A 13,286-nucleotide genomic window follows, 5' to 3' on the forward strand; every position below is an offset into this window, starting at 1 on the left:
CTTTTCCCCTCAATTTCATATGGCGAGAAGCCACATCGAGATGTAGCGTAGCGGAATCGAGATGGGGCTCTGAATAGTATGGTGTCAGAACGTGTCGTGGGATAGTCCTGCGGCACGTTCTTTGTGTATAATTGTATGAAATTGTCGGAATATTACGATGAGATTTTCTTGCGGCAGGGGATAACAGATCCTATAATAAAGGGAAGAAGGGAGTGGCTGCCGTATGGAAAATAGAACGTATCTGGTCACGGAGGCGGAGAAGCTGACCGGGGAGAAAGCGCATGTGCTCCGGTACTGGGAGGACGAGCTCGGCATGGAAATCCACCGCAATTCGCTGGGACACCGCTGCTATACTGCGCAGGACATTCAGATTTTTCTGGGAATCCGGGAACTGAAGAAAAAGGGGCTTCACCTGAAAGCGATCCGCGAGCTGATGCCGAAGCTGGTGCAGGCAACGGCGGAGATCAAAGCGTTTCCGGCGGAAGCGGCAGAGACGGCAAAGGAGAAGCCGGATCCGGCAATACCGGGAAAAGCGGACGAAGTGCCGGAGGTGGTTGTCGATCTTCTGCCCGAGCGGGAAGCAGAACAGCTGGCGGACACTGTGATGCGGCAGGAAGAGGAGGAGCGTCAGACGGAGTTTTACCGCGTGCTCGGCCGTCTGCTCGATCAGACGATACAGAAGCGGCGCCAGGAAGAGCGGAGCCGCCGTGTGGATGAGGCGATCCGCCGCCACCAGCAGAGCCGGAGAGAAGCAGCGGCGACGCTGGAGCAGAAAGGAAAACGGACGAAAGCAAAACGGGACCATCGGAACAATGGGTAAATCGGACAGAAAAAAAGAACGCCTGCGAGAGGCGTTCTTTTTGGATCCACGCGGAAATCCGACTTATTTTGCAGCCAGATAATCGTTGATCTGGTCTTCCAGAACCTGAGCGTCCAGGCCGTGAACCATAGCTGCTTCTTCCAGGGACTCACCCTGTGCAGAAGGGCAGCCGATGCAGTGCATGCCGGCTCCCATCAGGATTCCGATGATATTTGTATCCATTGCGATTAACTCGCCGATTGTCATGTCTTTCGAGATCTTTGCCATCTTAAAGTTCCTCCTTTAAATGTGTATATACCCGTCGTTCCGATTTTGACGGCTATTTTGATTATAGCGTACCCCCGGGGGGAATGCAAGAACAAATTCATAAGATTATAGAATGTTTATAATTTTGTACTTGTATTTCAGGGGGCAATCGTTTACAATGTGGATAGTACCGAAAGGGCCAAAAAATCTACAAGGAGGATAAGATCATGGCATATGTAATCACAGACGAATGTGTAAGCTGCGGAACCTGCGCTGGAGAATGTCCAGTAGAGGCTATCGCTGAGGGAGATTCCCATTACGAAATCAACCCGGATGTATGCGTTGAGTGCGGAACATGCGCAAGCGTATGTCCAACCGAGGCTATCACAGAAGAGTAATTTGTACGGAACGTACAAAAAAGGAAGTCCTTCGCGGACTTCCTTTTTTTATACATACGTTTCAAAACTTACAGAGAAGCCAGCTCCTGCAGAGCATTCTCTTTTACCATTGCATTTCCATGTTCCAGCAGAAATGCTTCAGCGGCCAGGGAGAAGGATTCCTGTCTGCCGTACTCGGAAAGAATGTTGCAGACCTTGTTGAATTCCTCCGGTTTGCAGCCGGACTGGTGCAGAACGAGCTGATAGTTGGCATCTGCCGTGTTCTTATAGAGGGAATTGCTGCCGGTAAAATACTGGTTCAGCGCTTTTGCGGAGCTGATGACATCGTCGAGGGTTGAGAAGTGGAAGGTGCGTACCAGATCCACATTCTTTTCCTCGGATGCTGCAGGCTCTTTTTCGTTTTCCTTCTGTGCCGCTTTCTTTGCGATTTCCTGTGCCTTGTTCTTCACATCGCAGAGCTTGTGGAACAGGTCAATGATGTCGTCCGCGCCGGAATACTGTACCGGTTCCGGTCCGTCCGTATCGTCGCCGGATGGAGCAAATTTGGCGAAGCGGGTGTCGAGCTCCTGTGGGTCCTCGACTCTGGTGATAATGAGGACAATGCTGTCCGGAGCCACCGGAACAGCCTCGACCATGAGCGGGGCATTATCCACATTGAAGCCGAACTGCTGGTTGGCTTCAAGCATCATATCCTGAAACAGGCTGCGGGCCTTTTCCGTGCCGTAAGCCAGTTCGCTGAGCTTTAAATTTCTTTCGGCAAGATCGGCGCTGGTCAGTGTGCAGCGGATCTTGTTATCATTGATTTTTTCTATTTTCATAACTCTCACGTCCTTAATTACTCTTTACTTATATAAATAGGGCTGCTTACGATATAGTATAACACATCACGGAAAGAAGTAAAGAACTTAAGATTTTTTTTACATTTCGCATAATTTTTTCAGAAATGAAGGGACAAACTTTATTTGTAATTCCCCCGGTTTGAAGTATAATAGGAGTTGGGGAAACCTTTGCTTCTGCCCGGAGGGTGCATACTCCGGCCGGAAGCAGGCACAGAAAAAACGGATCGGATAAGAAGGCGTCCCCGCGAAACATGATCATTGAAACTAAAAACAAAAGTATTTCATACGGATCGATGGGGCTTTCTTTTTTGTACGTCACAACTGCAAATAAGCCATGAAACAAACAATCGACAAAACTTTTTAAACAGATTTTCTGAAAAATACCCAATAGCAAAAAGCAACGATACGTTCGTTACTGTTCAATCAGCAGTGAAACACCTGCTGTTTCGCTGCGTAAGAACATGATTCAGGTGTGAGCAGCCCTCCTTTTGCGAAGCAAAACTTTAAATGAGGGCTGCGAATGTTACAGTTCGCTGGGAACCAGTGAACTGTAACGATACTTTCTGACTCGCATGCGGTTCCCTTGCGCATAACGGTTGCTATTGGGTATTTTTTTTGTTATAATGGGCGCAAGTGGGGAGATCTTCAGAGCGAAGAAAAGGGGAAAAGAACACATGAAGGAGCAACAGAAGAAAAAAGCAGCGCCGGTACTGGTCGTACTGATTCTGATCGTGCTAGTCGGTGCAGCAGGCATTGTTTCATTTTTGATAAACCGATATAAACCCGGAACCGAATACATGGCCGGGAACGAATATTTTAACCTGACAGACGAAAACAGCGTTGCGCTGATCCAGAACGGAGAACTTCTGGAAGAGCAGGCCGTCCTTATCGGAGGAGAGCCGTATGCGGCGTACACATATGTAGAATCCCAGCTGAACAGCTGCTTCTACTGGGATGAAGAAACAAAAGGAATCCTGCTTACAACGAGCGGCGGCGTGCAGACACTGCTTCCGGGCGATGCGGCCGTTGCCAAAACACCGGGCGGACAGCCTGCCGTACAGCAGGAGAGCGACGGAACGGTTTACATTTCGCTGGATGTCGTAAAAGAATACACAGATCTCGACTATGCATATTACAGCGATCCCAACCGTGTTGTAATCCGGAATGAATGGGACGGCGTGGAGCAGGCGACGGTACAGTCAGACACCGCGCAGGTGCGCCAGAAAGGCGGCATCAAGAGTCTGATTCTTGCGGATGTACAGAAGGGTGACACCCTGCTGTATCTGGAAAATCTGGACAACTGGTGCAAAGTCATGACGGCGGACGGCTATACCGGATACATCCAGACAGAGGATATCTCCGAGCCGGAGGCCATCGAAGCGCGGACGGCAAAGAAAGATTCCTATGAAAGAATTACACGGGATCACAAAATCAATCTGGTCTGGCATCAGAGCACATCGACCGAGTCGAACGACGCGATGGCAGAGATGACAGCAGAAATGACCGGCGTGAACGTGATTTCACCGACCTGGTTTTCCGTGACAGACGAAACCGGTACGATTTCCAGCCTTGCGAGCGCCGATTACGTGAAACTGGCGCATGACGCGGGACGGGAAGTCTGGGGATTGATTGATAACTTTAATGAAGCATTTGACGAAACAACCGATCTTGCCTACGCATCCGTGCGCAGCAGAATCATTGAGCAGCTGCTCGCCGAGGCAGCATCGTGCGGCATGGACGGCATCAACGTGGATTTCGAGAATCTGAAAGAGGCCGGAATCCCGCATTACCTGCAGTTTCTGCGGGAACTGACGAGCGCAGCGCATGCACAGAATCTTGTGGTGTCGGTCGATACGCCGGTACCGCAGGCTTACACGATGTATTATCAGCGCGGCGAGCAGGCAAGATTTGTGGACTATATGATTGTCATGGCCTATGACGAGCATTTCGCGGGAAGCGAGGAGGCAGGCTCTGTTTCATCCCTCCCGTTCGTACAGCAGGCCGTGGAGGAGATGACGCGGGTGATGCCTGCCGATCAGGTGATCTGCGGAATCCCGTTTTATACCCGTGTCTGGACGGAAAAGTTCGGACAGAGCGCCATTACCAGCGAGGTGCTGGGCATGGATGGCGCCAAAAACTATGCCAAAGAGAATCAGATGACAGAAACCTGGGATGCATCCCTTGGCCAGAATGTGGCAACGGTAGAAACTTCCGATGCCAGATACACGATCTGGATGGAGGATGAGCAGTCCATGGAGGAAAAACTGAAAGTGATCCAAAGCGCTGATCTCGCCGGAGTGGCAGAGTGGAAGCTCGGATTCGAGTGCGCAGACGTCTGGAGTCTGATTTCAGAATATATTGAAACAAACAGTTGACGAGGAGTCCGGGAAGGATAAGGGGAATGATAAAAGCCCGGGCACGAAGGAGGAGTATACATGTCAGAAAACAATCACGAAGAATTATTTAAAACAACGCTGATGGGCGGTTTCGATAAGGACGATGTCATGACGAAAGTGCAGAACCTGAAAGATCAGGCGTATGCCGCTCAGAAGAAACTGGAAGCGAAGATCGAGGAAAACGAGCAGGAAATCGAGAAGCTGAACCGCAAGATCCGCGAGCGTGAGGATAAAATCGAGGAGCTCGAAAAAAATATTCATGAGAAATACCAGAGCTATATCGACAATTATGACAGCATCAGCGGCCTTGTGTTTGAGGCACAGGTGAAAGCGAAAAAACTGACACAGGAAACAGAGGAGAGCTGCAGAAAGCTAAAAGAAGAGACCGAGGAAGCCTGCCGCCGGAAAAACGAAGAAACGGACGAGTCCTGCCGCGAGAAAACGGAGGAAACGGATGAGGCGTGCTGCAAAAAGAAAGAGGAGACAAACGAGTCCTGCCGGAAACAGAGGGAGGAGACAAAGGAATCCTGTGCAAAGCAGCGCCGCGAGACGAAGGAACAGTGCGAATACATGGTAGAGAGCGCACGTCAGAAGGGCGAGGAACTGGCTGCTGTTTATGAAGAAAAACTGCAGGCCGAAGCAGAAGAAATCCAGAGCCATATGGACGCGGAACTGCAGAAAGCCAACACCAGATACCAGAAGATTTACGCCGAGATGGAAACCATGACAAGTGTACTCGAGAAGAACCGCAGAATTTTTGAGGAGGCTTTTGCCGGCATCGAAAAAATGCGTGAGGAGATGAAACGTTCTGCGTCGGAAGTGGAAACCTTCATGAAAGATCCGGTAAAAAGTATCTTTCCCGGAGAGGCAAAAGAAACAGCCGCAGAGCCAGGCAGTGAAGATACCGCAGAAGAAGCAGAGGAAGAAGACGAAATCGTCGAAAATTCCGCAGTCATCGATTTCGAAAATGAGCCGGATTATCTCGATGATGACAACGACGAAGAAGAGGATGAAATCCCGAATCGCGCGCATGATGAAGAAGATGAGGAAGAGTAACCGGAAGCAATAAGAGTTGTAACCTGCCCCGCTGCTGCATAAAATGACCAAGAAAGGAAATTTGCAGCAGGGGGCTTTTCATTTGGAAAAAGGGAAAAAACTGGAATGGCTGATGGCGGTGATTCTGCTTTCGGCGGCGTATGTTCTGTCCCGCGAGGGCGCACGGCTGGTGGCAGCACAGAAGGCAGCCACAAAAGTAGTGGTGCTGGACAGCGGCCACGGCGGCGACGATCCCGGCAAAATCGGGGCAAACGGTGTCAAAGAAAAGGACATCAACCTTGCGATTGCCCGTCTGCTGAAAAAGAAGCTGGAAAAGCAGGGAATCCTTGTGGTGATGACGCGGGAAGGGGAGGATGATCTCTCCGATCCGGGAGCCGTGAATGCGAAAGTGCAGGATCTGCAGCGGCGCGTGCAGCTGATTCATAAAAAAAAGCCGGACTGTGTGATCAGCATTCACCAGAACAGCTACCCGGATGCGGCGGTCAAAGGGGCGCAGGTGTTTTATTATACGGATTCAAAAGAAGGCGAAAAACTGGCGCTCTGCATGCAGGCTGCACTGGTCGCGGGGCTCGATCCGGCGAATCACAGGAAAGCCAAGGGAAACAAAACGTATTACATGCTGAAGAAGACAGACGCAGTGCTGGTGATCTGCGAGTGCGGATTCCTCTCAAATCCGGAGGAGGAAGCGCTCCTGAACACAAAGGAGTACCAGAAAAAGGTGGCGGATGCACTGTGTGACGGCGTTTTAACGTATCTGGGAGAAAAGAAGAATGGCAAAGAGAAGACACAGACGAAGACGGAAGAGACCGCTGCGGGCGCTGCTTCCGCTTATGCTTGTCCTGCTGGCGGCTTATCTGGTATTCGGAGAATTTGATGAGAGCGATCCCGCGCAGAACGGAAGCGGAGCGGACAGCAGCACTGCTTCACAGACGGCAGACGAAAACAATGGTCTGTCAGAGAATGGCGCAACACAGTTTCAGGCGGAAAATACAGATGAGGAGGAGCTGGCGAAGCGGTATTATTACAGCCAGCTCGATGAAAACAGACAGATGATTTACCGCGAACTGGTGCAGGGAATCGCGGAACACCAGGAAACCATCATCACAAAAGGCGGCGATCCCGATGTGACGGCGGAGGTTTACGGATGGGTCTATATGGATTACCCGGAGTACTGCTGGATCAACGGAGCATCACATGTCACGGGATACGGCGAGCCGAAGAACTACTGCGAGGTAGTTCCGGAATACACGATTCCTGCGGAGGAGATCACAGGACGCCAGACCCAGATCAAAGGGTCGGGAAACGATTTCTTAAGTGATATCGACCGTTCGATGGATGACTATGGGAAGATCAAGGCTGTCTTTGAAAAATGTATCCGGCAGATTGATTATGTGAAAGATGCGCCGGAGAATCAGACACTCTACAGCGGACTTGTGAACGGACAGACGGTCTGCGCAGGCTATGCCAGAACGTTCCAGTATCTGATGAACCGCCTGGACATCCCGGTCATTTATGTGACGGGAACGACAGACACCGGCGAGGCGCACGGCTGGAATATCGTAAAGTGCGGAGACAATTATTACAACGTCGATGTAACCTGGGGCGATCCGGTATTCGCAGAGGGCGAGAGCGGCGAGTACAATCTGCCGGACGACCTGATCTACTACGATTTTCTCTGCGTTTCCGATGCGGAATTTTCGGACACGCATCAGGCGGATGCGAATCTGACGCTCCCGGCGTGCAATGCAGATGACCTCGAATATTACCGCCAGATCGGCCGGTACATGGATACATTTGATGCGACGCAGATTCTGTGGGAAATGGAGACGGATATTGAAGAGACAAAAGAGTATTCCGAATTTAAATTTGCCACCGATGATTTGATGGCACAGGTCATGGAAGCCCGACCGGAGCTTCTCGATAAGGCTTCCGGCTATCTTTGCAGCTATTACGGACTCGGGTCCGTAAAATATACATACAGCGAGGATACGGCGACAAGAAAGCTGATGGTATTCTGGCAATATAAAGGAGAACCGAGTGAATGACGGTTCTCCTTTAAAAATATCCGGAAACAAAATGTCGATCAGCTCGCGCTCGAGAAACTCGATGGTAATCAGGCACGAATAAGGGAGTTCGGAAACCTGGGAAACACTCACAAGATCCTGACGGACGGTGATGGAATGATCCGTGACATCGGTAACCTCTGCGACCCAGGCGGCATGCGGGATCGTCAGATGTTTCGCAATCAAAGGGCCGACCTGCGCGGTATCGCCGTCGGTTGTCTGACGTCCGCAGATAATCAGATCCGCGCCGCCGATCACCTGAATACCCTGCGCCGGCGTTAAGAATATCCCCCGTGGGGGCTTGTGAAAAAGGCCGATTTTTGGTAGAGTAAAGGGATATTTGAGCGGTTGGAGAACGACCGCGCCGGGAAAGTTAAGAAAAAGAAGAAAGAAGCGGAAGATATGGAACAGGAATTATTACAGGAAATTGCCTCCTACTGGGGAACCCGTGCGGAGGGGTATTCTGAGGTCAATGAAAAAGAACTGGCGGGAAGCCAGAGAGAAGCGTGGCTGCATGTATTAGAGGAGCAGTTTCCAGAGAAAAAGAAAGAAGAGATGAAGATTCTCGATATCGGAACCGGCCCGGGATTCTTCCCGATGATTTTGTCGGAGGCAGGTTATACGGTGGCGGCTGTTGACTACACGGAGGAGATGCTGGAAAAGGCGAAAGAGAATCTGGGAAAATATACGAAATACGGTCTGGAGCGCGTGACGCTGCAGCGGATGGATGCACAGAATCTGGAGTTTGCGGATGAGACCTTTGATGTTGTCATTTCCAGAAATCTGACCTGGAATCTGGAAAAGCCGGAGCAGGCATACCAAGAGTGGATGCGTGTCCTGAAACCGGGCGGCGTGTTGCTCAATTTTGATGCGAACTGGTACGGTTATCTCTATGACGAGGAGAAAAAAGAAGCGTACGAGGCAGACCGGAAGAAAGTGGAAGAGCAGCAGCTCGACGATCATTATCTGTGCACGGACATTGACCGCATGGAAAATATTGCGCGCCAGGTGCCGCTCTCTGCGATGGAACGGCCGGCGTGGGATACGAAGGTGCTCGAATCCCTCGGCGTCTGTTCCATCCAGACCGATTCCGAAATCTGGAAGCGCGTCTGGAGCGAGGAAGAGAGACTGAACTATGCATCGACACCGATGTTTCTGGTGCGCGCGGAAAAAAGCGCAGAGCAGCCCTTCCAGCTTGGTGATGTGACCGTCCGCCGCGGCGAAAAATATCAGGGGGTTTCCGAAGACGGCCTCTGGTATCCGGCGGCAAAACCGGGCGATATGGTAACAGAAGGGGGCCCTGTCGTTGCTTACGGAAGAATTGTGCGCGAGCCGGAGTACGACGACCGCAAAGAGCAGATTGTCCATTACTGGGAGAAGCGGAGCGAGAACTTTTTAGAGCAGAGACGCTCCGAACTTGCAAACCCGATTGCGAAGCGCTGGATGAAAGAGATTGAAAAACAGATCCCGGCGGGAAGACGGTTAAAGATCCTTGATGTGGGCTGCGGAGCCGGATTTTTCTCGATCCTGCTGGCAAAAGAGGGCCACGAGGTCTTCGGCATCGACCTGACACCAGAGATGATTGAGAATGCGATCCAGCTCGCCGAAGAAGAGAATGCCGACTGCTGCTTCCAGGTCATGGACGCGGAAAATCCGATGTTTGCGGATGAAACGTTCGATGTTGTCATTTCCCGAAACCTGACGTGGACGCTGCCGAATGCGGAGCATGCTTACGGCGAGTGGATGCGTGTGCTGAAAACGGGCGGTGTGCTGCTGAACTTCGATGCCAATTACGGAAAAGAAGACGTTGCCGATACGAAGGGACTTCCGGAGGCGCATGCCCATTTCAAGGTTGGAAACGAGATGCTCGAAGAGTGCGAACGGATCAAATCACAGCTCCCGATCAGCCGCAAAAACCGGCCGGCGTACGATGTGGCGGTGCTGTGCGAAAACACAGCGGGAGAAATCCGCATTGATACGAGCCTTGGAAAACGCATTTATCTGGAAAAAGACGAGTTCTATAACCCGGCACCGATGTTTTCGATTTGTGCCGTGAAGCAGTAAAGGAGTATTTGTGAAAAAATATCTGTTAAAACGACTGCTTCGCCTGATTCCGGTATTCCTCGGCGTGACGATTCTCGCTTTTCTGCTGACGGGACTTTCCTCGGTCGATGCGGTGGATTTAAAAGAGAGCAGCAGCGGCGGCGTGATGTCGGAGGCGGAAAAAGAAGCGATGCGGGAGGAGCTGGGACTGAATGAGCCGAAAGCTGTCCAGTACCTGCAATGGCTGAAAAACGCCCTGCGCGGTGACTTCGGGGAGTCGTACGTTTCCGGCAAACCGGTGCTTGTAAGCTTCTGCGAAAAACTGCCCGCAACGATTGCACTTGCGGCGCTGGCGCTTGCCATGACGGTCTGTCTTTCGTTTCCGCTCGGTATCTTAAGTGCAAAATATCAGAATACGTGGGCGGACCGCAGTATCAGCCTGTTCTGCTTTGCAGGTAATTCGTTTCCGGGGTTTTTCACTGCACTTCTTCTCTTGTATTTCTTTTCGCTGAAATGGAATCTTTTTCCGGTTCTCAGTATGGGAAAGGGATGGAAAAGCTGTGTGCTTCCGGCGGCGACGCTTGCGGTTTCGATGACGGCAAAATACACCCGTCAGGTGCGTTCTGCCGTGCTTGCAGAGCTGGGGCAGGAGTACGTGGCGGGTGCACGGGCACGTGGGTTAAGTGAAAACCGGATTCTGTTCGGAAATGTATTAAAATCCGTGCTGCTTCGGATGGTCACGCTGCTATTCTTATCCGCCGGTTCGCTGCTTGGAGGAACCGCCATCGTTGAGACGATTTTCATGTGGAATGGTGTCGGAAAAATGGCCGTGGATGCCGTTTCCATGCACGATATTCCCGTGATCCAGGCGTATCTGGTGTGGATGGCGGCGATCTATCTGCTGCTGCATCTCATTGCTGATCTGATGATGGGTGCACTGGATCCGCGGGCGAAGCTGGAGGGAATGCGATGAAAAAAGAACAGAAAAGAAAGATCCTTTTTTATGGCATCCTCGCCGGTGCGCTGCTGCTGTTTGCCGCGTGTGCGGCCCATCTGGCACCGTACGATCCGTATGAGCAGAATCTGGAACTGTCCCTTCTTCCGCCGTCCGCGGCGCACTGGATGGGGACGGACCGCTATGGAAGAGATCTGTTTTCAAGGATTCTCTCCGGCGCGCGGGTCAGCATTTTTTCAGCACTTCTTGTCGTTGCGGCAAGCGCTCTGATCGGAACACTCGCCGGAATTTTCAGCGGCTGGCTGGAAGGTAAAACGGATACGGTTCTGATGCAGATCTCCGATATTTTTCTGGCCTTTCCGGGTATGGTATTTGCAATCGCATTTTCCGGCGTTCTGCAGAGCGGCATGACGGGAGCCGTTGTGTCGCTGATCCTTGTTTCCTGGCCGAAATATGCACGGCTTGCACGGAACCGTGTGCTGGCATTGAAACACATGCCGTTCATCGCGGCGGCGCGCCTTACAGGAAACGGAACATGGAAGATGATCAGACGCCATATTCTGCCGAATCTTGCGGGGCAGACGATTGTCACAGCGGTGCTTGATATCGGAACGATGATGCTGGAAATCGCGGGTCTGTCCTTCCTCGGCCTTGGTGCGGAAGCGCCGTCGGCGGAGTGGGGAGCGATGATGAGCAACGGAAGAAGTATGCTGCAGACCGCGCCCTGGGTCATTCTGGCGCCGGGACTGGCGATTTTTCTGACCGTTCTTGTCTGCAATCTGCTTGGTGAGGCGGTACGGAAAACGGTGGATCAGGGATAAGGGGCAAACGAAAATGGAAACAAAGGGAGCAAAAACATGAGCGAAAAACTGCTGGAAATCAGCGGCCTTTCTGTCTGTTATGAGGGGGAGCAAATTTTAAATAACATCTGTTTTTCCGTCGAAAAAGGAGAAACCGTCGGCATCGCCGGGGAGTCGGGCAGTGGAAAAAGTACCTTGCTGCGAGCGATCCTGCGGCTGATGGGAAAGAATGGTTCCATCACCGGCGGGCAGATCACATTTCGCGGAGAGGAGCTGACGGGCATGTCCGAAAAGAAGCTGCGGAGTCTGTGTGGTTCAGAAATTGGTATGATTTTCCAGAATACAGGGGCATCATTCTGTCCGACCCGGAAAATCGGAACACAGATCTGTGAAAGCGTGCGCGCCCATGAGAAACGCTGCGGATTCATCACCCCGATTTCTGGGGGAATGTCTGGCAGAAAAAGCCGCAGAGAAATCAAAGATATGACGCTCCAGCGATTTGCGGATATGGGGCTTTCGGATGGCGAGACGATCTGGAACAGCTATCCATCGTCGCTCTCCGGCGGCATGAACCAGCGCGTCGGGATTGCGCTCGTAATGCTGCTGCATCCGTCGCTTCTTCTGGCGGACGAGCCGACGAGTGCACTCGATGTGGTTTCGCAGGCGCAGGTGCTGCGGGAGCTTCAGGCGTTGCAGCAGAAAGAGCAGACGGGGATGGTGCTGGTGACGCACAATCTTGCGGTTCTCGAGCAGATGGCAGACAGGGTTGCTGTTTTGAAGGATGGAAACATCGTGGAGCAGGGGGAGACAAGGACGGTTTTCGATCACCCAAAGGACGAATATACAAAAAATCTCCTTGCGGCTGTGCCGGGAAGAGGGAAGAACGATGCATAATCATAACATGCTGGAAGTAAACAACTTAAGCAAAAACTTTGCTGGAACCGGCCGGGAAACGGAATTTGCCGCCGTGGACGGCATCAGCTTCACACTGGATGCGGGTGAATGTCTTGGCCTGATCGGGGAGAGCGGATGCGGAAAAAGCACGACGGCCCGTCTGATCACCGGATTGGTCCAGGCGGATGCAGGCAGCGTTCTGTTGGAAGGCGAGGAAATCCTCGGAAGAAAAGGCAGGCGGCAGCGCGAAGTTTACCGGAAAATACAGATGGTCTTCCAGACCCCGCAGGATTCCTTCGATCCAATGCAGACGCTCGAAACCGGGATTCTGGAAGCTTTTCGGAATCAGGGAATGAGCCGGAAAGAAGCCTGTCTTCGTCTGCCGGAACTGCTGGAAAAAGTGGAGCTTGCCCCGGAAACGGCGAAACGCTATCCCCGCGAGACGAGCGGCGGAGAGTGCCAGAGAGCCGCAATTGCGCGGGCTCTTGCTGTGCAGCCGTCTCTTCTGATCTGCGACGAGGCAACGAGTGCGCTCGATGCGGCGGTACAGGCGCAGATCGTTCAACTGCTGAAAAAACTGCAGCGGGAAGAAGAACTTGCGATGCTGTGGATCGGCCACGACCTTGCGCTGGTGCGGGAACTCTGCAGCCGTGTGATTGTCATGCGGCAGGGAAAAATCGTGGAGCAGGGGGAGACGCGGGAGGTATTGGAGTACCCGAAAGAGGAATATACGAAACTGTTGATGGAGTATAGTCTGTGAGAAAACTGTTGAAACA

13 protein-coding genes and 1 pseudogene are annotated in these 13,286 nt (G+C 52.0%); 11 read left to right on the forward strand and 3 right to left on the reverse strand.

Annotation, left to right across the window (positions count from 1 at the left end):
* The first annotated feature begins 223 nt into the window (after window positions 1-223).
* Complete coding sequence (locus DWX26_RS05320; RefSeq protein ID WP_118601003.1) at window positions 224-820, forward strand: MerR family transcriptional regulator; 597 nt, start codon at window positions 224-226, stop codon at window positions 818-820.
* Between the two features lie 63 nt (window positions 821-883).
* Here the strand turns inward: DWX26_RS05320 and DWX26_RS05325 are convergent, their stop codons facing one another.
* A complete protein-coding gene (locus tag DWX26_RS05325; RefSeq protein ID WP_022461615.1) occupies window positions 884-1,087 on the reverse strand; it encodes a DUF1858 domain-containing protein in 204 nt (67 codons plus the stop codon).
* A gap of 206 nt (window positions 1,088-1,293) precedes the next feature.
* On the opposite strand from DWX26_RS05325, the gene DWX26_RS05330 reads away from it, so the two are divergent.
* The gene (locus tag DWX26_RS05330) at window positions 1,294-1,464 is read left to right on the forward strand and encodes a DUF362 domain-containing protein (protein ID WP_022461616.1); all 171 of its coding nucleotides are present in this window, start codon (window positions 1,294-1,296) and stop codon (window positions 1,462-1,464) included.
* 68 nt (window positions 1,465-1,532) lie between these two features.
* Here the strand turns inward: DWX26_RS05330 and DWX26_RS05335 are convergent, their stop codons facing one another.
* Window positions 1,533-2,282, reverse strand: coding sequence for an adaptor protein MecA (locus DWX26_RS05335; RefSeq protein ID WP_022461617.1), 750 nt, complete (start codon window positions 2,280-2,282; stop codon window positions 1,533-1,535).
* Between the two features lie 695 nt (window positions 2,283-2,977).
* Between DWX26_RS05335 and DWX26_RS05340 the strand changes: the two genes are divergently transcribed.
* From DWX26_RS05340 to DWX26_RS05355, 4 genes are all read left to right on the forward strand, one after another.
* Window positions 2,978-4,678, forward strand: a complete 1,701-nt coding sequence (locus tag DWX26_RS05340) for a glycosyl hydrolase family 18 protein (protein WP_158554994.1) — start codon at window positions 2,978-2,980, stop codon at window positions 4,676-4,678.
* Between the two features lie 60 nt (window positions 4,679-4,738).
* Window positions 4,739-5,755 carry a hypothetical protein gene (locus DWX26_RS05345; RefSeq protein WP_118601004.1) on the forward strand — a complete coding sequence of 339 codons (1,017 nt, stop codon included), beginning with the start codon at window positions 4,739-4,741 and terminating at the stop codon, window positions 5,753-5,755.
* An 82-nt stretch (window positions 5,756-5,837) separates the two neighbouring features.
* Window positions 5,838-6,629, forward strand: a complete 792-nt coding sequence (locus DWX26_RS05350; protein ID WP_330410121.1) for an N-acetylmuramoyl-L-alanine amidase — start codon at window positions 5,838-5,840, stop codon at window positions 6,627-6,629.
* Window positions 6,526-7,800, forward strand: a complete 1,275-nt coding sequence (locus DWX26_RS05355; RefSeq protein WP_118601005.1) for a transglutaminase domain-containing protein — start codon at window positions 6,526-6,528, stop codon at window positions 7,798-7,800. The genes DWX26_RS05350 and DWX26_RS05355 overlap by 104 nt, the downstream gene beginning before the upstream one ends.
* Window positions 7,801-7,920: 120 nt before the next feature.
* Here the strand turns inward: DWX26_RS05355 and DWX26_RS17845 are convergent.
* Window positions 7,921-8,076 (reverse strand): annotated as a pseudogene (locus DWX26_RS17845) (electron transfer flavoprotein subunit beta); the annotation flags it as partial.
* 144 nt (window positions 8,077-8,220) lie between these two features.
* Between DWX26_RS17845 and DWX26_RS05365 the strand changes: the two are divergent.
* The 5 genes from DWX26_RS05365 to DWX26_RS05385 are packed head-to-tail and all read left to right on the forward strand — an operon-like array spanning window position 8,221 to window position 13,270.
* Window positions 8,221-9,882: a class I SAM-dependent methyltransferase gene (locus DWX26_RS05365; protein ID WP_117761975.1), complete on the forward strand. Its 1,662-nt coding sequence runs from the start codon at window positions 8,221-8,223 to the stop codon at window positions 9,880-9,882.
* A gap of 10 nt (window positions 9,883-9,892) precedes the next feature.
* Entirely contained in the window at window positions 9,893-10,834 is a 942-nt protein-coding gene (locus tag DWX26_RS05370; RefSeq protein ID WP_118601006.1) for an ABC transporter permease, read from the forward strand.
* Window positions 10,831-11,637: a nickel transporter permease gene (gene nikC, locus DWX26_RS05375; RefSeq protein ID WP_117761943.1), complete on the forward strand. Its 807-nt coding sequence runs from the start codon at window positions 10,831-10,833 to the stop codon at window positions 11,635-11,637. Before DWX26_RS05370 ends, nikC begins: the two co-directional genes overlap by 4 nt.
* A gap of 36 nt (window positions 11,638-11,673) precedes the next feature.
* Entirely contained in the window at window positions 11,674-12,510 is an 837-nt protein-coding gene (locus DWX26_RS05380; protein ID WP_118601007.1) for an ABC transporter ATP-binding protein, read from the forward strand.
* A complete protein-coding gene (locus tag DWX26_RS05385) occupies window positions 12,503-13,270 on the forward strand; it encodes an ABC transporter ATP-binding protein (protein WP_243002065.1) in 768 nt (255 codons plus the stop codon). The genes DWX26_RS05380 and DWX26_RS05385 overlap by 8 nt, the downstream gene beginning before the upstream one ends.
* Window positions 13,271-13,286: the final 16 nt, after the last annotated feature.

This window comes from Blautia sp. AF19-1, assembly GCF_003479155.1.
Classification (GTDB): domain Bacteria; phylum Bacillota; class Clostridia; order Lachnospirales; family Lachnospiraceae; genus Fusicatenibacter; species Fusicatenibacter saccharivorans.

What these genes read in the sequence shown, in the direction of transcription:
- DWX26_RS05380 (WP_118601007.1), top strand. Translation starts at nt 11,674, where the DNA reads ATGAGCGAAAAACTGCTGGAAATCAGCGGCCTTTCTGTCTGTTATGAG.
- DWX26_RS05330 (WP_022461616.1), top strand. Translation starts at nt 1,294, where the DNA reads ATGGCATATGTAATCACAGACGAATGTGTAAGCTGCGGAACCTGCGCT.
- DWX26_RS05335 (WP_022461617.1), bottom strand. Translation starts at nt 2,282, where the DNA reads ATGAAAATAGAAAAAATCAATGATAACAAGATCCGCTGCACACTGACC.
- DWX26_RS05345 (WP_118601004.1), top strand. Translation starts at nt 4,739, where the DNA reads ATGTCAGAAAACAATCACGAAGAATTATTTAAAACAACGCTGATGGGC.
- DWX26_RS05385 (WP_243002065.1), top strand. Translation starts at nt 12,503, where the DNA reads ATGCATAATCATAACATGCTGGAAGTAAACAACTTAAGCAAAAACTTT.
- DWX26_RS05325 (WP_022461615.1), bottom strand. Translation starts at nt 1,087, where the DNA reads ATGGCAAAGATCTCGAAAGACATGACAATCGGCGAGTTAATCGCAATG.
- DWX26_RS05340 (WP_158554994.1), top strand. Translation starts at nt 2,978, where the DNA reads ATGAAGGAGCAACAGAAGAAAAAAGCAGCGCCGGTACTGGTCGTACTG.
- nikC (WP_117761943.1), top strand. Translation starts at nt 10,831, where the DNA reads ATGAAAAAAGAACAGAAAAGAAAGATCCTTTTTTATGGCATCCTCGCC.
- DWX26_RS05320 (WP_118601003.1), top strand. Translation starts at nt 224, where the DNA reads ATGGAAAATAGAACGTATCTGGTCACGGAGGCGGAGAAGCTGACCGGG.
- DWX26_RS05365 (WP_117761975.1), top strand. Translation starts at nt 8,221, where the DNA reads ATGGAACAGGAATTATTACAGGAAATTGCCTCCTACTGGGGAACCCGT.
- DWX26_RS05355 (WP_118601005.1), top strand. Translation starts at nt 6,526, where the DNA reads ATGGCAAAGAGAAGACACAGACGAAGACGGAAGAGACCGCTGCGGGCG.